Source organism: Bradyrhizobium yuanmingense (assembly GCF_029167105.1).
Taxonomy (GTDB): domain Bacteria; phylum Pseudomonadota; class Alphaproteobacteria; order Rhizobiales; family Xanthobacteraceae; genus Bradyrhizobium; species Bradyrhizobium yuanmingense_A.
Map to the genome: position 1 here is coordinate 1 of NZ_JARFML010000036.1, position 19,611 is coordinate 19,611.

The 19,611-nt window shown below is 56.6% G+C and carries 13 protein-coding genes and 1 pseudogene; 5 read left to right on the forward strand and 9 right to left on the reverse strand.

The genetic code is table 11. The annotated features are described in order from the left end of the window. Positions 1-128: 128 nt before the first annotated feature. The 4 genes and pseudogenes from P0R31_RS32820 to P0R31_RS32835 all read right to left on the reverse strand — a co-directional run. Positions 129-497 (reverse strand): annotated as a pseudogene (locus tag P0R31_RS32820) (recombinase family protein); the annotation flags it as partial. 574 nt (positions 498-1,071) lie between these two features. Further along, entirely contained in the window at positions 1,072-2,121 is a 1,050-nt protein-coding gene (locus P0R31_RS32825; protein WP_275518742.1) for a hypothetical protein, read from the reverse strand. After that, a complete protein-coding gene (locus P0R31_RS32830; RefSeq protein ID WP_275518743.1) occupies positions 2,118-4,211 on the reverse strand; it encodes a hypothetical protein in 2,094 nt (697 codons plus the stop codon). The genes P0R31_RS32825 and P0R31_RS32830 overlap by 4 nt, the downstream gene beginning before the upstream one ends. Continuing rightward, complete coding sequence (locus P0R31_RS32835) at positions 4,208-5,503, reverse strand: metallophosphoesterase family protein (protein WP_275518744.1); 1,296 nt, start codon at positions 5,501-5,503, stop codon at positions 4,208-4,210. Before P0R31_RS32835 ends, P0R31_RS32830 begins: the two co-directional genes overlap by 4 nt. Before the next feature lie 732 nt (positions 5,504-6,235). On the opposite strand from P0R31_RS32835, the gene P0R31_RS32840 reads away from it, so the two are divergent. Next, on the forward strand, positions 6,236-7,699 hold the full coding sequence (locus P0R31_RS32840; RefSeq protein ID WP_275518747.1) for a hypothetical protein: 1,464 nt from the start codon (positions 6,236-6,238) through the stop codon (positions 7,697-7,699). Between the two features lie 291 nt (positions 7,700-7,990). Here P0R31_RS32840 and P0R31_RS32845 read toward each other — a convergent pair whose 3' ends face one another. Then, positions 7,991-8,314, reverse strand: coding sequence for a hypothetical protein (locus tag P0R31_RS32845; protein WP_275518748.1), 324 nt, complete (start codon positions 8,312-8,314; stop codon positions 7,991-7,993). 760 nt (positions 8,315-9,074) lie between these two features. Between P0R31_RS32845 and P0R31_RS32850 the strand changes: the two genes are divergently transcribed. Beyond that, complete coding sequence (locus P0R31_RS32850; protein ID WP_275518750.1) at positions 9,075-9,350, forward strand: Swt1 family HEPN domain-containing protein; 276 nt, start codon at positions 9,075-9,077, stop codon at positions 9,348-9,350. Between the two features lie 838 nt (positions 9,351-10,188). Here P0R31_RS32850 and P0R31_RS32855 read toward each other — a convergent pair. After that, positions 10,189-10,506, reverse strand: a complete 318-nt coding sequence (locus P0R31_RS32855) for a hypothetical protein (protein ID WP_275518751.1) — start codon at positions 10,504-10,506, stop codon at positions 10,189-10,191. 1,575 nt (positions 10,507-12,081) lie between these two features. Then, a complete protein-coding gene (locus P0R31_RS32860) occupies positions 12,082-12,711 on the reverse strand; it encodes a DUF5343 domain-containing protein (RefSeq protein ID WP_275518753.1) in 630 nt (209 codons plus the stop codon). A 418-nt stretch (positions 12,712-13,129) separates the two neighbouring features. Between P0R31_RS32860 and P0R31_RS32865 the strand changes: the two genes are divergently transcribed. The 3 genes from P0R31_RS32865 (at position 13,130) to P0R31_RS32875 (ending at position 17,513) form a co-directional block, all read left to right on the forward strand. Next, complete coding sequence (locus P0R31_RS32865) at positions 13,130-13,762, forward strand: DUF1326 domain-containing protein (RefSeq protein ID WP_275518754.1); 633 nt, start codon at positions 13,130-13,132, stop codon at positions 13,760-13,762. Positions 13,763-13,822: 60 nt separating this feature from the next. Continuing rightward, positions 13,823-14,602 carry a DUF2182 domain-containing protein gene (locus tag P0R31_RS32870; RefSeq protein WP_275518756.1) on the forward strand — a complete coding sequence of 260 codons (780 nt, stop codon included), beginning with the start codon at positions 13,823-13,825 and terminating at the stop codon, positions 14,600-14,602. Between the two features lie 343 nt (positions 14,603-14,945). Next, entirely contained in the window at positions 14,946-17,513 is a 2,568-nt protein-coding gene (locus P0R31_RS32875) for a bifunctional diguanylate cyclase/phosphodiesterase (protein ID WP_275518757.1), read from the forward strand. A gap of 88 nt (positions 17,514-17,601) precedes the next feature. Here the strand turns inward: P0R31_RS32875 and P0R31_RS32880 are convergent, their stop codons facing one another. Together P0R31_RS32880 and P0R31_RS32885 are read right to left on the reverse strand one after the other, a co-directional pair. Further along, positions 17,602-18,819: an SAM-dependent methyltransferase gene (locus tag P0R31_RS32880; protein WP_157283250.1), complete on the reverse strand. Its 1,218-nt coding sequence runs from the start codon at positions 18,817-18,819 to the stop codon at positions 17,602-17,604. A 3-nt stretch (positions 18,820-18,822) separates the two neighbouring features. Then, positions 18,823-19,611 carry a DUF1365 domain-containing protein gene (locus tag P0R31_RS32885; protein ID WP_275518758.1) on the reverse strand — a complete coding sequence of 263 codons (789 nt, stop codon included), beginning with the start codon at positions 19,609-19,611 and terminating at the stop codon, positions 18,823-18,825.

Consider the following 19,611-nt stretch of genomic DNA (forward strand, 5'->3'; position numbering starts at 1 on the left):
CCAGAAAACAGACAGCCAGAACGCCTCGCGCCCCGGGCGACATCAAATCGGAATGGTGGGCGAGATCATCTCGGAATCCTGGGCGAGATCAAATCGGAATACCCGGGCGAGATCTTCGGAATCAGCAGTTGGAGCATGAATCGACCGGTGGGGCCTTCGATTTCAGGCAGGTCGGCGAAGCGAACTTCCACTCCGGATTCTAACAACCGCGAAAGAAATGCGACAGACCTTGTAAGGCGATCTACCTTGGCAACGACAATAGGAACGCGATGAACTCGGGCCTCAGCAAGAGCCCGCTCTAAGGCCGGCCTGTCGCTTCGGCGTCCACTCTCAACCTCCTTGAACTCCGCGATAACTTGCCCGTGCTCTTTCAGATAGGCCGCAACAGCGGACCTCTGTGCGGCTAACCCGAGGCCAGATACTCCCTGCTTCGCTGTCGACACGCGATAGTAAGCGACAAAGCGATTGATCGTGACTGACATGCACTGCTCCAACATTTGCAACAACGTCCGTTGATGCAAACGTAGAGCATCCTTTCACTAGCTCAACGCTGTCATCGTGAGTCAAATCGACTCAGCCTGACGAGATAAAGGGACTCTTCGAGGAAGGATGGCGTACATTGAACGGCTCGGAGAAACCTCGATCGATGAGAGGGGACGGGGGGTAAACCGGAAGCCGCCGCAACGAGGTCACGGCTCGCGTTCGGGACCCTTCGGGCAAATCCTCCCGCTGGCGCTGCCTCGGCCCGGGTCCGCTCCACGACACTGGCGGACTGGTCAGTGGGAGTCCTGCGCTATCAACTCGCGGCGAATACCCTAAGGAGGCTTTACTAAAAGACGACGCAGCTTGCGGGCGCTGCCCGACTCTGGCTCGACGGCTATGAAGGCGAAAGAGATGAATAGACCGCCCATATTGAAGCCCGGTTAGCTCGCTAACCCGCGAGTAGCTGGCAGAATCCGATGCGCCGTATCGTCAAGGTGGCAAGACTCAAACGTTCCTCGCAATAACCGCGCTGCTCGCCCTACGCCCTTAGATGTGGGTCTGCTTAGCCAAACTAAGAGGCCGGTAGTGTTATGAAAGATAGGCGTTCGGTTCGAATCGATCTTCAATTTCGAAGCCAACCACCCGGCCATTTGCCTCAACATCAAGTGTGGTGTAACGAGTGGGTATACGACAAATGATTTCCATTCTAGGCTGGCTCAGGGCAGCAATGCCTAACGCAAGCGCGTGAGTCTTCGAGCCGATAGCGAGAGCGGTGATTGTGTCGGCGGATGATTTCTTACAAAAATCTATTGAGTACCTGACCGTGCCGATTACGTCGGTGAGCGATAAATTGACACGTTCGACGTTTGGCTCACCTTGGAGTTCGCTCAAGGCATACTGTTCGCTCTTTGGGAGCCTACTGGGCGTCTGCACCTCACTCTCCGAAATCATGACCAACCCCAATCGGCGCGGTTCGTATTTTTCAATGAATGGCAGGGTCAAGCCTACTTCACCGCCGAGCGTCACCAAAACGTCTCGGTGGTTCGGAATAGTGCTTTCAGATTCGAAGAACGGTATCGGAAGAGACTCCCAAACGCCCTCCGACGTTATGCTGCCAGTCGTGTTCGCGAGAGAGGCTGATGCTTCATGCTGTTTCCCAAGCGGATATTGTCCTTCCGCATACAGGCAGTCCAGGCGTGCAAAGTAGTTTTTACGAAAGCCCAGACCGATAAGTAGCAGTAAATAAGACTTCGGGATGCAAGTGATGTCACAAAGAATCCGAAGCGGTCGCTTCTTGCTCACGACCTTTTCCTGCAAGAGATCGTCTATCCTCTGCATGTTCGAAGAGAAAGAGGTCGAGCTGTCGAGCTCCACCGGGATGCAACATTTTGAATACTTTGAAAGCAGCTTTAGCTGTTCATCTTTGCGCTGGTTTGCGGCCGGGTTCATCGAAGAGTTAAATCTCAGCAGGCAAAGCTCATCAATTTCTCTCCCGAGCCTCTTTAAGGCCGCAGTACCGCGCTGCTCCCAGCTCAGTGTAGACAATACCAAGTCGTATTCGCGATCTCGGAAGAAACCTAAATCGACAGACGATTGTCTCAATAGTACGTTTGCGCTTGCAAAAGCTTGCTCGTTCACTGATTGCCATCCCATCCCAGAGACAGTTCCCTCTGATCGAGCATGTTCGGATGAGCCGCCATCGCCTCAGCCCAAAGCATCGGCTCAACAGGACTGCTCCGATCGCAAAGCTGCCAAATTTCGGAAGCTGAAACCGCAACGGTCTCGTATGGTCCCCTGTAAGAAAAGCCATAATAGGGTGCCAGTCTCCGATGAAGACGAAAGCGCAGCAACTGACCTTGTCTCGGGTCGCCCCGTACATCGTGATTCGGAGGATCGACCATTCTGAGATAACCGGCGATTTCCGCTTGTCTCACAACATTCAATACAGCACGTTCGCGTCTTGCCGCGGCGTCCACCCTCTCGCTCCAAGCGGCTTCGAACCGCACTTGGAAGATGCCACGTTCAGATCTGCCCATTACACTCGGGTCGCGACGATCTGATTGCAACATCGTTGCATATCGCCCCAATCCTTCAATAAGACGCAGAACGACATCAAAGTCCCTTTCACCGCGAGCGCTCACCCCTGCATGATAGGCACTGCTCGCTCTATAAATTCCGGTTGTCTGGACTTCGTTAGCAATGGTCGTTCGAGCCAGAGCAAATTTATCCAAGCTCTCTTGGCTATAAGCGTCCAATTTGTGCCTTTTGGTGTAAGCCTCGTATATAAATCCCAAAATCTCTAAGAAGTCGCGGATAGAGCCATCCGACAACGAAATGATCACGTTTGCACCTGCGAGAGGCAGGCGCTTGAATCCAAGAGTCGACGCCAAATGAAGTAGTGCAGCGTTTTGCTTTCGTCTAAGCCAAGCCTCACCAGCCGGGCTGTTGCTTGACTGAGCTCGGCGCTCTAAATCGTCCTCGTCCGCGCTGTTGAATGAGGTCTTGAAGGCCTCTCCCTGGCCCTGCCAATGCAGCAGAACGTACGTCTGATACAAAGGGGGAGTGGTAGCATTGTTTATCTTTCCGGTTCGTATCCGTTGAACAATGGCCGCGTTCCTCGCGAGGCGCTCTGCGGTCGGGCTCGTTGATCGCTTAATCATCTGCTCCATGATGTCGTTGACGGAGCGGCTTCCCAATCGAGCATCTAAAGGAAAAAAGTCAGAGACCTCCTTGACGGAGCGCAATGTCCTTGCCTGCTCCGAAACCGAGAACATCAGACGCAGACTTACGACCGCTTGGCAGAGCTCTCGGTAATCACTTTCATTTCTTGAGTCGAGCGAGATGACGCGGCGGTCCGCATCAGTGAGGGGTTGCTGCTCAAGGTAGGTGCGGCTGTTCTCGAATAACGATCCTACGTAGCTTACGACCCATGAGACCGGAAATTTGGAATTGCGTACGAGTGTATTGAGGCTTACCTGCTGCGCAGTTCCCAAAACTTCGCAATCATCGAGGCAAAATTTGAAGCCTGGAGGACGCGAAGGCGTTACCCCGGCCAGTCGCACAGCGCTCGAGAGCTTTGTAACTAGCAGGGAGAGCATCTCTCCGGGCTCTCGCGGCGGGAGGCGCTCGTTTATCGAAGAGACTGTCCCCCGTACTGATGAGGCATTCATCTCCCGCACTATGTCGCGCAGGAGCCGCGCCAGCTCAAAGAAAGTTGCGGCTTCTGCGTGCGCGAAATGCGCTAGTCGCGGAAATTCTGCAATAAAGCTGCTCGTGATCTCCTTCTCCTTCGCTGGCGAGAATGTTGCAAGGCTTTGAGATCTAAGTTCGTGGCAGGCGTGCAGAGCTCTCTCGCAACATGTGAGTTCGACAAGCAGTGAAAAGAACCGATGAAATTCGAGCGCTGGTGATGGCGCGTCAGGATAAACCTTCGCCCAGTCAACAAACGACATAGCGACGGTCAGGTGGTCAGGAAAGCGGATGTAAATACCAATACTCTTGAAGTCTTCGAGCTTTCTCTGCATGCGTAGGGAGCTGTTAGTTGCCAAGTCGTCCCAGCAAACGCTTTTCAAAAGCGTCGTCTTACCACTCCCACGGCTACCGCTTACGTAGATCGACTTGTCGTCTGCTAGATTGTTCGCAATCCTCGTGTACCAGATCAGCTGTTTGCCGTCCTGTTGGTGCTCCCAACGAGTAGGTCTGAATGGATTGAGCGGCAGTCGTGTCATACGCGAGCTCCTATTATCCAATTTGTCGACCGCAGCTCGTGGTTATAAATTTCGATTTTCGCATCCGAAAGAAGCAACTCTAGCGACTCTTCAAGTTCTTCTTCAACGTTGGACGAATAGATGGCCTTCGCCTGAGTAACGAGATCTGTCCAGTATATTTCGCCATGCTTGAGGAGGAGGCTGTATAGACTTGCCAACGCCTCACTATGGGATCGTCGCCTGGACCCAATAAGCGGGATGGTGATAGGCCTCAGCTGCCTCAAGTATCCGCCTTGATCGAATCTCCACTTAATGACCCGGCAAGTTAGCGGCATCATTGTGCGCGTGAATACGAGTTCAATAATGTTGAAGCCTGCAACTATTTGAGGAGCGGCAATTGACGCCACAACGGCCCCGCCGGGGACTTGCAGCAATTCAATGGGGTCTTGATGGATGTGACCGTGAAGATAGAGGACGGGCCTATCGAGTTCCAGCAGCGCACTTCGGACGGCTCCAGAGTTAACTAACTCAGTGTAGGGCGCCAATCTCGTTTGTCGCTGCGGCAGCAGGTTGTGATGGGCCGCAACTATTAAGACGGAGCAATCGCTCGCTGACGGGGTGCTATTGAGTAGCTTTTCGATCGTATCGTTTGAAAAGGCGGGTGTATCGAATTGCCTGTCGTAGTACGCGGCGATCTTCTTCTCGTGCTCTCCGCGTTGTAGGGCCTTTTCGATGGCTTCCTGCACGTCGTCTCGAAATTCAGCTGGGATGAACTCTTTCGATCCGCAGCCCCAGCAACTGTTCAAGAGAACAAGGCCGATCGAGGCTCCCGGTGTTTCCAGCTCCAGCCATGTAGGATCTGTCACGGGAATCGCGGGCAGGCCTTCCGCTGCAAGCGCTGCCACGAGGGGTTTAAACTTTGCTGCGAAGCTTGCTTCCTTGGCGAGGGTGCGGTCGATATCGTGATTCCCCGGAATGATGCCGACCGGCATTTTTGAATTTTGACCCTTGGCGCCGATCTGAAGCGCCGTCGCGATATATTTTGCGCATGCGATGTACCCGTCGATCTTACCGAAGTCCGTCAGGTCGCCCATGAAAACTAATCCAGCAATCTGGGCGGATTCCGTGAGTTCATAAATCTTGCGAAATACCTGCTTTATGGGACTATTGGAGATGATTTTCTTCAAATCCGACGGGAAGCGAGAGTCCTTGTCGTCGATGGCCCCAGCGGATCGCCCGGCGGTGGGAAGGTGGATGTCCCCAATCTGGATCAAGCGGACTTTAGAGAGCAATGGACGGGCCTCGCTTTTCAAAAGGTTGTATCGCTATCACGAGTCGCGATTTCGCCCAAGTAGATGAAGGCGTTCTGCACAACTGCTTCCGGAGCCATCGGTTCTACTCGCGGGCTCCGAATGGGACGTGGACTGGGTCGCCCTTGGCTGGCTAAAAGTGAGATTCAGGTAACTCGCTGCTCGGCTTGAACCCCCCAGATCGCGCTTATGTCACTGCGTTGACCAATGAAGGGGCTTGGATCGGAAATCGGGACCATCCACGAAGGCGGCGCGTTCAACGTCGCTGACCAGGTCATTTCGGAAATTCGGGTGCACTCAACCTTAGCCCGGGGAATGCTTCGGAACACCTCTTTGAAGCGGCCACACGGCGCCTCCCGGGGACCAGACGTTGAGGGCTGACCAACGAGGTCTGAATTGACTCACCAGAGACCACTCAACGCAACAGACAGTCCACGCCTTTGATGATCCGCCCTCCATAGAGCCGCTCGAATAAAGGTCGCTCTTGAGCGCTCATTTCCCCATCCGGCACATCAAAGAAGGCTTGCCTTGAAATAGAAACCTGATGTCAAATACCTGACAGGTTGAGTAGACTAACCCGTCAATCCTTAGAAGGTTGGCAGGTTTCCGGGAAATGGGTCCCTGAAGCCAACGTTCAGCAGGATTATTCTGTCCTTGCGGCGAGGATCTGGGATTTGAGCAATGTCGCGCTTTACGAGCCGGCATCTTACGCAACTCTTTCTTTTGGAGCGGCGAATGAAGCAAGGGCCGTGGCTATTCTATTTGATCTTAGTTGCTGGCATCCAGATGGTTGGTCTTGAGCGTCCTGCCAATGCTCAAACACCGGGGTTTGTCAGTTCGCTGCTAGGCAAGCCGGTTGACTGGAATGGTTCTCCCTCAGACTTGTTCTCGGCGAACTTGAATTTCCCCACCAGGTATCCAGATTTGTCAAACGAGCCCTGGATGCGACTTGATCCGAGCGACCCCTCGCAGCGAAATGCCTATTTTCAAGCAGTCCTCGCCTACGGACTGAGCTCCTTTGTAAGCGATATCAGTGGTGCATGTCCGCGCACTAGTCCGGAATGGTTTCATGTACCCTGGCTTACCTTCTCAGTCGGCAATACCTCTGCCGATCTGGCGGCCGGAAAGATTGGAAGTGGTCGCGAGCCGATATGCGGGCTTACACAGGAAAGGCCGGCTCCAATCGGCTTCCTGCATGCCAAGCAAACTCGTCGTGTGCAGAGTTGGGCGGTCGGCTCGATGAACCAGGTTGGCGGCTACTTGCTGGGCAGAGTGTGGCGAGACCGCTCGGCAACAGACATCTCCGAGACGACGTTTCCGCGCGGCACCTTTGTGGTGAAGTTTCTTTTCACCGAAGCAACTACGGTAGAAGTGCCATATTTAGTTGGTGCACCCGAATGGGATGCCAACGTCTATCGAGTGGTCGATGGTAGCACGCGCGAAACTAAGCGGATGCGCTTGGTGCAGATCGATTTCTCTATTCGCGACCCCCGATTCGATGCCCAGACTGGATGGGTCTTCGGCACATTTATGTTTTTCAATGACAGTGGTTCGCCGCCAAGAGACTGGACAACGAAGTTAGTTCCTGTCGGCCTGATGTGGGGAAATGATCCAGGGCAGACAAGTCGGCCTCATTTCCGCGAGCAGGTGTTAGAACCATCTGTGATGGCCCTGCGTGATCAAGGACAAGTGTTTGATCTATCTAAGCGAACAACGTTTGGTTGGCTAGACAGAGTAAATGGACCTCTCGATAATCCCGTTTCATCGTGCCTTTCCTGCCATGCCACTGCGCAGGTTCACAAGTTGCGCATCATCAAGCATTTTCTCACGCCGACGCTCCAACCCGGCCAGAATACGGACCCGAATCGCATGCTGTGGTTTCGAAACATACCGCCGGGCACACCCTTTACGTTTTCAGCTACAGAGTTGGCCTTAATAGATCAGGGCCGCCCAAGCCTTGTACGTGAAGACTGGACTTCGGCATTGATGGCAGATTTCGTTTCGACGGACTATTCGCTTCAACTGCGCATGGCGATTGAGAATGCTCGCTTCCATGCTCTCCAGGGCGCGCCAAATGTACTTGATTCATTGATCCCGCCGACGAAAGAACGGCTACCCACAGGCGGCGCACGTGAGCGATTATTCGAAGATTTCAGGCGTGAGGCTGAGCGTATCGAAAGGTCAGGCGAGCTTGAGTAGCTGATTGTCGGCTTGGCTGCTTCGACAAAAGCGACGTAGACATTAAGCAATGCGTGTGCCTGGCATTCTGAGAAAGCGCCAAGGCTGGGTCCAGCGGGCTTATGCCACCAAAGCGCCCAGCCAACGAGGTTCATGCTGCAACACCGCCTTTAGAATCGACAGACATGGTCAGCGTCAGCCCCGCTGGACCAAGTGCTTAGATCAGGAAATCTTCGATCCTGATTGAGCCTGAGATAGGCTCGTCCTATTCCGCATTTCACTCGTTCTTCGACTGCTGCGAGTGAAACGGGGTCAGTAGATTCGGTCGGCATTGTCGCGCAGCCGCTGAGCAATGCACAGCAAACTGCAACGCTCGTCAGTTTGAACACGATTGCGCCCACCCGAATGCCCAAAACCAGAGAGAGCGTGCAAGTGGAAACAAGCGTTCCGCGAGGCCTCGGTCTTGACAAGTCCACGTGGAGTGACGCTCGTTTCAAAATGCAATTGCCTTTTGCGCATCTCCAAGGGTTTCGATATTCTTGATTGGCGGCCTGCTGCGATGCCCATCTTTTCGAAGGCTTCGATAATTGCGATTTCGATCAGCCGTCGCATCTTTAACGCGCAGCCGTCGGCCATCCCTCTCTCTCTCTGCGGTAGCCAATCCTGGTGATATCTGGGGGGAAGCGTCGGCTTGCAGGATCTTCCGCCGCGCCGAGCATAACGCGGCTAGTTGCCGATATTCCAGCCAAGCAGCTTTCATGCCGTCCGCCCCCATTCGGCATCCTGCAACAGCCGCCAGTTGATCTTGTTGCATTTGCTGCGATCGTGCTCAAGTAGTCTCGTTTGGCTTTGGCAATAAGCGCGAACAGGAATAGCTCATCGCCCAGTGCCTTTTCGTCTCTGGTGCCCGCCGACTTGTACGTAGAGATTGCAACAGCCCGCGGCAGGGTTGTGAAGGAAGGCGTTGATCCCAGTCACGGCTGGCGCCATCACTTCAAGACTATCGGGATCGAGCAGGGCGTTGAGACCCGCGGCTGGACGCCATATAGGGACATGCACCGAGCAAAGTCTCAGAGGGCTACGGAGACGTGACTATTAAGGCGAAGGCAAACGCCATCGCGCAGTTTCCGATCTTTGAGGTCGAGAGGCCTCATGGCCTCGAGCAGTCTTTCAAGGAGCTGGAGGCCGGCGGGATAGCTGTTCATCCCTAACAGAAAAGAAGGTCGCGGAGCGGGCAGCCCGCGCATTACGGCTGAAGCCGCGAAGATGGCTTCTGTTTTCGCTCTGTTCTTCTGCGTAGAGAATTCGTGTCGCGAGCTAATTACTGAGCGGCTGCTCGAAGGTCATGGGATCGATTGGTGGGAAAACGTGCGTACCAGTCAAGATCAGGACAGTTGTGCAATCACTCAAGGAGGCTGAGGAGCATCATCGGTATCATACTGCCCGCTCCTCAGAATCGATCGGCTACACGACCTTCGGCCATCTTGCGCAGATCGTGATCGCACGTTGGCAAGATTTCGAGGACTTATTTCCAGATCAGGCCTGGATCGTTTCGCGATTCAAGGACATGGAGATGTCGCGCAACATCATCATGCACACAGGTATCCTTGCCCCTATTGAAATCGACCGCGTTGAGAGCATTGCCCGCGACTGGGTGAGGCAGGTAGGTTAAGGCTACCTACGCTCGCGAGATGTAAGCTCCGCGTAACTCCAGAGTCAGCAAGGGTTGCAGGGTCAAAGATATCTCGAACTTAGTCCTCTGAACCAGATCGGGCCAAAGCTTGGATTGCGTTCTGCTCTGGACCTCTTGGGCCCAAAGCGAGGATCAAAATGGATAGTGCCGTGGGACAGGTCAGTATGCCTGCCACCAATCTGTCGCATTGCAACCTCCAGTGTGCCCGACAAAATGCAACTAAGAATCTGAGCAACTGAAGATGCGCATGTTCGAGTTTAGCACAATTACCAATGCTAACTCCAAAGTTCATGATCGGATAGTCAGGGTGAGGAGGGTTGGGAATGAAATTCATCGTCGCTCAGCTTTTACTAGCTGCGGGGATTTTCCTTGGTCTGGGAATCACACCAGGTGGTGCGGCATGCAGCCCACCCGATGGGTGCGTTGTGGAAGACAGTTGCAGACCTTTTGGAAACTATACTAGGTGCGGCGTAGCCTGTAACAACGGGAGTAGCGACAGGTGCTACAAGGAGATTAGCCCATATTGCGCACGATGGCCAAAATGCTCCGGCGCACTTCTTCGGAGGAAAGGATGAGTCCGAGGAACGCGTAAGCGAAGAGAGCTTTAAGGACGCAATGAACAAGCTGGCGCTTGCAATCGCAGCGGTCGGACTAAGTACTGCCAGTGCGTCGTCCAAGAAAGTCCCGTACATAACGCGCCTGTGGTGACGTACGGGTGACCAAAACGTCTTAACCCCAACCGATCGGTCCGCATTAGGTTACGCAGCCGCCCCGACAACCCGTCGGAATTGCCTCGCTCATCCGAGCAAGACGACCTTCACGGGCCGGCGACATTGTACGTTATATAAAAGTACCGGACATAATTAGGACAAACCTGCGTTGGTCCCTTAGACACGATATCAAGCTTAGGCACTTGATATCCCGAGGTAAATCCCGCACAAACACCGCCGGCAGTTCCTGCTCCCTTAAAGTAAATATACGAGCCGTGGTCCACGACAGAGTTTTCATCCACATAGCGACTATAGGTTGTCATGGGATGCGGCGTGAAGTCCGGTTCGGACGTAAACTGCTTCAGTTCCTCCTCAGTGGCTCGCTTCAACGTTTTCAGCCAAGCCGATATTTCTTGATTGGTCATTGTTGCCTCGTCTTTTCGTGACCGATGTGACCTTTCATCCGTTATTAGGTACGGCCTTAGATAACGCTGGTGGGCGCTTATCATGCCATAATATGGGATTATGGGCGCAACTGAAAGTCGAAATGCGCAACCTCTCTCGCGCTGCACAAGCTAACGATGTGTCAACCGTCGGCCAGGATGCCAGCAACATAGTCGCATCGGACACGACCCATTTCGCAAACAGACAACATCGAGAAGAACCCAACGAGCGGCTGATTTTTTGGTGCGAGCGCGATACGTGGTGGTCTTGGTCGCTGCGGCCTTGCTCGGGGCCTGTCTTTACGCGAGCCAAAAAGACGATTCGTATGAGGACGCCTGCGGATGGCGCTGTGATCGTTTGTTTGAAGATGACAGCTTGCAGAGCGGCAGCGACCGACTATGCCAAGAATTCGCTAGGAGTTAATTCGCTCCAGGCGGGGTGGCGCAGATTCAAGTGGCACTGGACCAGCTTCCAATAGTCTTCGCCGTCTGCAACGTAAGCAAGCGGCCGACGACACTCGGGTTGACCATCTGACAGCGCTGAGCGAACGAGGAATTAACTTTTGAAGGCGTCTTCCGCTCATGCCGTTTTACATTGATGGGCGAGCCTACTGTCGGTAAACCGATGCAGATTAGCTCAGCTGTCGAATAGCGGTAGCACATGCGCAGGTCTGTTATCAGCTCTCCTATGAATCAAACATAGTTATCGCAGAGACAGAGTGTGTTTGTTGTACCAGTTCTTGTAGCACGGAGTGACATAGGGCTCTCCAGCTGCTCGCTCAACGCCACTATACCAGGGAAGAGCGCTTTATAGCATATGTCAGAGAGGATGGCTCAACTCCGATGCGCGATGTCAGCCTTCCTTCGCATAAGTACACTTCATTAGTTGTCCTAACGTGGCGAAGCATCCTCCGGCTCCTCTTCGAAGTGGAGCATCGTGGTCTCTGGGCGCTTTACGACGCGAGCTGTTGAGCGCTAGCGGCGCCTTGGGGACCTTATCGGAGTGTGATTCCTAACTTGTCCGTCACCTCCGCACGTATGGCTTGACTCGCAGAAGCAGTCTACGCAGGCACCTTGCTCATCAAGGTAGCATATCTCCTGAGTACCGGAATAATCACAGCAACCACCGATGTAACAGATACCTCGTGGCCGAACGCGCGCTTTGCCCTTCGCGTGCAATATAGAATTCGCCGTTTCCGGCATCTGAGATTTTGATAGCTGGGCGAATTCGTTCAAACTGCCATCACTAGCCGCATAGGCGCTGGGGCAAGAAAAGTATAGAGCAATTGCAGATAAAATTCCTAGCACGAGTCTTATTGTGATGCTCCTGCTCGTTCGCTTATTGCTGAATATTAGCGGCAGGATGCTACACCAGGGTGTGACCTTGCGCCAGCTGGATTAGGGCACGGTTCAATGCATTTGGAGAGACGCGCCACGGCTCCACATGTGAAGCGGCTCTAATGGTTGATACGGAGCTCAGGCAATATCGAAGACGCGGTTAGCATTAAGGCTCGAGCAGAAGCCCATCGAAGACGAAGCGCTTCAGCTTCTCCAGGTTCATATTCCGAGGTTCTCTTTCAGTGATCGGAAGATGGCATTATAAATTGCAACATCACTCGTCGCGGGTAAGTGTATCTGCATATTGTAATGAAACTCCGTTGGCTTTTGGCCAGGCTGAGCTTGGTTGTGCGTCGGGGACACTGGCGGTGTTGCTGGTAAGGCAATAGGTTCAACCACCTTCGCGGGCTCTGCTCTCCGAGCTGACTGCGCCTTGAAGTCAGCCAGATTTGCTAACGCTCTAAAGGTTGATGCGTAACGCGCTACTGTCGCTGCATCCTTTCCGGTGATCCTGCTGATTGCGCCCCGTAACTCGTTGTCCGAAGCATCCTGCATGTTGATATTGATCGCGAAAAGATCCGCATACAGTTCTCGAAGTTTTTCCGCGAGGATCGCCCCACGCGTTTCCTTCACGCGCAGTACGTCAAAAGCATCGGTTGGGGCACCATCGCCGTTGAGAAAACCAAGCTTCCGGAACAGCGGAATAAGTGCCCGGTCATTTGTGCTGGTGAACCCGAGTGACCTTAGGAACTCTTGTGTGAGCTTTTGAGGTCTGGCGGCAGCACTGAGAGCGTCCAAGAATGAAGCAATTCTGTTGTTGCTGATTACAAACGGATACTGATCAGGCACGTATGCCCCTCCCTCTGAGCTCCCCAGATCCAATCATCTGGCGAGTCGGGGGTGGTCAACTTCTACGATATGTGTAACGTGACTGGTAAACACCTCCTACGGCTGCTAATAATTCGCTAGAAAAATCAAAGCCAAAGGCGTCGCGCAGCGCAATCCGCCCCTGGGCACCATGTCCCTGACATCGGACGTCCCCGAGACGTGGCTGCCCCTGAGGCACGACCCTCGTTCGCTATACGCGGCCGGCGGCCGCTGATATGATCCTCGGACGGTAAACGGCAGCTCGCCACCAACCTTTCTGCGATGCCGGCTTTCTGATCGGACCTCGATCCCGCTCGCGCCTTTTCGCATTGCTTCGACAACAACGCTGAACAAATTCGTCAACGGCTGCCGCGTCCCCGCTCATATTGGGAGATGTGCCATGACTGCATCGGACTGGCGTCTCGAAGGCGAATGGATGAAGAACTGCACCTGCGCGTTTGGCTGCCCCTGCGATTTCAACGCACGGCCGACCCAAGGCTATTGCAAGGGATTGGTCGCCATGCGGATCGCCAAGGGACATTTCGAAGGGACCAGGCTCGATGGTCTCTGCTTTGCGATCACGGTGGATTTCCCAGGGCCGCTGCATGAGGGCAACGGGACAATCCAGCCCATCATCGACGAACGCGCCACGGCGGAGCAGCGACAGGCGTTGTTCGATATCTTCTCCGGTAAGCATTCGGCCGAAGGCACGCTGTTCCAGATCGTCAGCATGATCGTCACCAAGATCCATGATCCCGTGTTTGTGCCGTTCGAGTTCTCCTTCGACAAGGACGGACGCGTCGCAAGACTCGTCGCCAAGGGCGTGCTCGAGACCGATGTCGAGCCGATCAGGAATCCGGTGACCGGTGATCCGCACCGCATCCAGGTGGTCATGCCCGAAGGGTTCGAACATCGGGCGGCCGAGGTCGCATCCGCCGACATCCGCTCGACCGGCGCGATCCCGTTCGAGACCCGCGGTACGCACAGCTCGCTCGCCAATGTCGTGCAGACGCCCAAGGGCGTTGCGGCATGATGCGGCGCTGACACCGACACGAGAGCTCGGCGTCAGCTCCTGATCGCCATGGACAAGTCGATGCAGGAGCGCTCGATACTGGAACACTTGCTCCACCGCGACCGGCTGATCGTCGCGATCGGGACCGCCGCAGTGGTGGCGCTCGCCTGGGCCTATCTCGCTGCCGGCGCCGGCATGGACACGGAGATGATGGCCGAGATGCCGGACATGGCGCCGATGCCGTGGACGCCATTCTATGGCGCGCTGCTGTTCGTGATGTGGTGGGTGATGATGGTCGCGATGATGGCGCCGAGCGCGGTGCCCACCGTTCTCTTGTATGCGACCGTGAAGCGCAAGCAGGAGGCTGCTTCTCGCGCCGCAATCGATAGCTGGATCTTTCTCGCCGGCTATCTCGTGACGTGGGCCGGGTTCAGTCTCGTTGCAGTCCTGGTGCAAGGAGCGTTCGAACGCTTCGGGTTGCTGTCGATGGCGATGGCAAGCACCAGCGCCATTCTGGGCGGCGGCGTTCTGATTGCAGCAGGGCTTTATCAGTTCACGCCGCTCAAACAGGCCTGCCTGCGCTATTGCGACAGCCCGCTGTTGTTTCTCAGCCGACATTGGCGGCCCGGCACGCGCGGCGCATTCCGGATGGGACTTCGCCACGGCAGCTACTGCGTCGGCTGCTGCTGGTTTCTGATGGTATTGCTGTTCGTCGGCGGCGTGATGAACCTGGCCTGGATCATCGGCATCGCACTCTATGTCGCCGCCGAGAAGCTGCTGCCGTTCGGCCAACGACTGAGTTATGCGGCAGGCGCGCTTCTCATCCTGTCCGGCACGATCGTCCTTGCGCGCGCGATGTGAAAAGCGGTCCAAAGACGGTTAAAATGTGCCGCTCGCGACATGCCGATGCCCGAAACCATCCGACCTCCGTGATGATACGGATGCTTGGAGCTGAAGAATTGAGCATTGTCCCAACAAAAACTTAAGGCTGTTTCAGCTAGCTTTGTGCCATGAACAGCACCGCGCCCCGGCATCGAACCGCGGGTGCCCCTGTGCAGTCGAGGCGGAGACAAGCGATGCCAATACTGCGGGCGAACGCAGTTCTGCCCTGGCGGCCAAAGCGGGGGTGCGCGTCGTGATTCCCGCAGGGGCAGTCCGCAAAGCCGGAAGAACGATCCTGCGGAATGGCCCGCTGCAGATCGCATTGTTCTTTCTGCCCCTGGTCTGGATCGGCTATTTCGCAATCACCGCCTCTGAGCGGATGGATGCGATGCAGCAAGCGCGGTCGCACGGCAACAGCGTCGCCGAATTGTTCGAGGAGAACACCGAGCGCATCTTCGAGCGCGTGGATCAGTCGTTGCTGGTGGTGCGGGCACTTTACGCCCAGGATCCGCCGGCCTTCAGCCTGAAGTTCTGGTCCGACAAGGCCCGCATCGCCACCGGCGACGTGGTCCAGTTCGCTCTGATCGGATCGGACGGATACATGATCGAGACGACGGCGGGCTATTCCGGTCCGCCGCTCTATCTCGGTGATCGCGAGCACTTCATCCATACCCTGTCGCAGGTCGACGATCGCCTCTACGTGGCGAAGCCGGTGCTGGGCCGCGCGTCCAAGAAGTGGACGATACAGCTCGCGAGAAAGCTGTTCGACCTCGCCGGGAATCCGGTCGGCGTGGTTGTCGGCTCGATCAGCGTCGACGTCGTCGGCAGGTTCTACGACACCGCAAAGCTCGGCGTCGGAGGAACGCTGATGCTCAGGAACGCGAGCTACGTCGTGCTCGCCGCCCGGGGCGTGGACCAGGGCTCCGTGCTGGGACAGCGCGCGCCGAGCCGCGTCGAGGGCGAACTGGGCGACGGCTTCTATGCGCAATATTGGAACGAGAATCGACCGAACCGCAGCGACCGGCTGATCACGGCGCGCCGGTCGCGCGTGTTTCCGCTCATCTTCACCGTCGGCATTTCGGAGGAGGAGATTTATTCCCGCTCCGCCTTCAGGCAGAAGGTCTATCTAGGCGGGGCCCTGCTGCTTACGTTCATCATCCTCGTCGCGACGACATTCCATTGGCGACGGCAGCAGGCGCTGGATCGCGCCCACCGCGAGCGGCGCGATTTTTCCAGCAAGTTCGAGGATGCGCTCAGGAACCTTCCCCAGGGCTTGAGCATGTTCGACGGCCGCGACCGCCTGATCGCGTTCAACCGGCAATGGCTCGAACTCTATGACCTCGTGCCGGAAGACATTCGGATCGGCATGGACTTCCGGGAGGTGTTCGCGAAGCAGACCGCCGTGCTCGACGTCGAGATGTACCTCGTCGATCTGAAGAACCGGCTCGCTCAGTCGGAGCAGATCTCGAACACCGTGCAGTTCCCGGACGGCCGGGTCGTCTACATCTCCTACGGCCGGCGCGAGGACGGCGGCTGGGTTGCCACGCATGAGGACATCACCGAGCGAAAGGCGTCGGCGGACCGCATCGAGCGGCTCGCGCATTACGACAGCCTGACCGGCCTTGCCAATCGCAACCTGTTCAAGGAGCGCATCGACGAGGCGCTGGCCCGCTCGCGTCGGCTGGAGCCAGCGTTTGCCGTACTCCTGCTCGATCTCGACAAGTTCAAGTCGGTCAATGATGCGCTCGGCCATCAATGCGGCGACGCGTTGCTGAAGCAGGTCGCCGACCGGATCAAGGCGCAGATCCGTGATGCCGATACGGCGGCGCGGATCGGCGGCGACGAGTTTGCCGTGATCGTTGCGCCCGGCCGGGCCGTGATGGGCGACGGCGCTGCAAGCCTGGCCGCGCGGCTGGTCCAGGCCATTGCCGAGCCCTATCACATCGATGGCCATCCGGTCGTGATCGGCTGTAGCATTGGTCTTGCGCTCGTGCCCGAGCACGGCACGCGGGTTGACGAGATCCTTCGCAATGCCGATCTCGCGCTCTACAGGTCGAAGAATGCCGGCCGCAGCTGCTTCCACGTTTATTCAGCGGAGCTCAAGGCGGAAGCGGATCAGCGCAACGTGCTCGAGATCGAGCTGCGTGAAGCGATCTGGCGCGAGGAGATAGAGCTCTATTATCAGCCCGTGATCGAGCTTGGCAGCGGTCGGGTAAAATCGGTCGAGGCCCTGGCGCGCTGGCATCACGGCACCAGGGGCTACATCCCTCCGGCGGAGTTCATTGCGGTTGCGGAGGCGGGGGGATTGATCGTCGAGCTCGGCGATCAGGTGCTCGCCAAAGCCTGTCGCGATGCGATGAGCATGCCGGCCGACGTCAAGGTCGCCGTCAATCTCTCCGCCCTGCAATTTGCCAGCGCCAATCTCGTCGACACCGTGACCTTTGCGTTGGCGCAGAGCGGGCTTCCGCAAACCCGGCTCGAGCTCGAGATCACCGAGAGCGTATTTCTCGCCGACACCGAGGAGAACCTCAGGACGCTCCAGCGACTCAAGGCGCTCGGCGTCTCCATTGCCCTCGACGATTTCGGCGTCGGATACTCGTCTTTGTCCTATTTGACGGCCTTTCCTTTCGACAAGGTCAAGATCGACAAATCCTTCATCGACAGGATCGATCGCTGCGAGACCGTCGCCGTGCTGAAATCCATCGTGCAGCTCGCCAAGACGCTGAAGCTGTCGATCGTCGCCGAGGGTGTCGAGTCCCCCGAACAGGTCAGACGGCTCCAATCACTCGGCATCCCGCTCGGCCAGGGATTTCATTTCAGCAAGCCCGTGCCGCTTGCAAACCTCTCCTGGCAAGCCGCCACAGCGCGCCGGAAACGGCGGGCAGCGTGAGCTGAATGGCGCCGGCGTTTGTCATCATGACCCGCCACTATAGCCGCTTGGACTGAAGAGCAGTCGGGCTGCCGCGTCCTAAGCCGCCTCACCCCCGCCGCGCAAATACCAACTGCTTGACGTCGATCTTTCCGGCCCTGAACCCGGCCTCGCAGTAGCACAGATAATATTCCCACAGCCTGCGGAATGGCTCGTCGAAGCCGAGCGAGGTGAGGTCGGTCCATGCGCGGCTGAAATTGTCGCGCCAGAGTGAAAGTGTCCTGGCATAGTCCTGTCCAAAGACGCGCTCATGAATCACGGGCACCTCGAAGCGTTCGCCGAGCGTGTGCAGGATATTGGTCGAAGGCAGCATCCCTCCGGGAAATATGTACCTCTGGATGAAGTCCACGCGCTTGCGATAGAGGTCGAAGAGCTCGTTGCGGACCGTAATGGCCTGGATGCCCGCCAGACCGCCCGGTTTCAGCCGCTGGTACAGCTGGCTGAAATAGGCCGGCCAAAATTGCTCGCCGACGGCCTCGATCATCTCGATCGAGGCAATGCGGTCGAAACGACCGTCCTGGTCTCGGTAATCCTGCAGCCGCACCTCGACCTTCTCAGCGAGCCCGGCTTGGTGAATTCGCCGACTCGCAAATTCGTGCTGCTCCTTGCTGATGGTCAGTGCCAATACGCTGGCGCCGTAAGTCTTTGCGGCAAATTCGGCGAAGCCGCCCCAGCCGCACCCGATCTCGAGCACGGTCTGGCCGGGCTGCAGTTCGATGGCCTTTGCGAGCTGTTCGTATTTGTGTTGTTGAGCCGCGGGCAAGTCGGTCGTTTCGGCTGAAAACAAAGCCGATGAGTAGGTCATGCTGGAATCGAGCCAGGCGCCGAAGAACGCGTTGCCGAGATCATAATGCCTATGAATGTTGTGCCTCGACCCCTGTCTGGTGTTTCGGCGCAGCCGATGAAGGGCCTTTCGGCAGAGCCGGATCACCACATTCCCGGCAAAGGCGCCGTCGATGAGATCTTCGTTGAGGCAGAAGACGTAGAGAAGCTGCGTGAGATCAGGCGTGGTCCAATCGCCGCGTATGTAGGCCTCGGCCATGCCGATGTCGCCGCCCAGGACGAGGCTGCGCGCGAATCTGTAATTGTTGAGCTCGATCGTGGCCGACGGACCCGGAAGCTGCCCACGCAAGCTAACGGTTCTGCGGTCGGGCAGGCGCACATGGACGGTGCCGTACTTGAGCTGCGACGCCAGGCGTAGAGCCAGCCGGGCAAGGAATGGGACACCATCAAATTGAACGGCTCGATGAGCGGCTGCCAGGTCCATGGATCAAATCCCGCGTTGTTTCAAACGAGGCAAGTACGGCACACCTTTGAGCCACAGCCGCGTCGCTTCCCAATGAATGGCTGCGGTCACCTTGATCGTCAGGAAGGGCAGGCGGACGAGCGACGCCAGCAGCGCGCGGCTGGTGAGCGCCCGGCGTCGTCCGCGGAAAGCTGCGGCGAACATCGCGCCCTGATCGCCCGCCTGTACGATTCTGACCGTCACATTCTGCCCCGGCGGAGAAATGCTGAAGCGGTAATACGTCCCCATCTCCATGAAGGGTGAAACGTAGAACTCCTTGGCCTGGCCCTGTCTTATTGCGCAGCCCGTTGCCGCGTCCTGCACTGGCAGGACGTAGGAATGCATCTCTCCGAAGGTGTTGCGGACCTCGTAGATCAACAACACAAGATCGCCAGATGCGCCATAGCAGAAGTAGATCGAAAGCGGGTTGAACACGTAGCCCAGCACCCGGGGATAACACAGCAGGAGGATTCGGCCCTCCGAGAGGTCGAGGCCGCGCTCCGCGGCCATGCGCCGGGCGTGTTGGCTGAGGCTCGCGCCTTTGCCGTCGCCGTGATCGCGCTCGTGGAAGCTGAAGGGGGCCGCTCGATTGACATCGAACAGCCACGACTGGCGAGTTGCCTCATGCAAGCGGTCGAGGTCGATCAAGAGGCTCATCACGCGATAGGTGAACCGGTGTTGCACAGGCCGCCAGCGTGCGTGCATCACCTTTCCCCAATAGAGCGCGGCGGGTGCCGTCGCACCGTCCGCTTTGTCGGGGTTGGTTCGGATCAT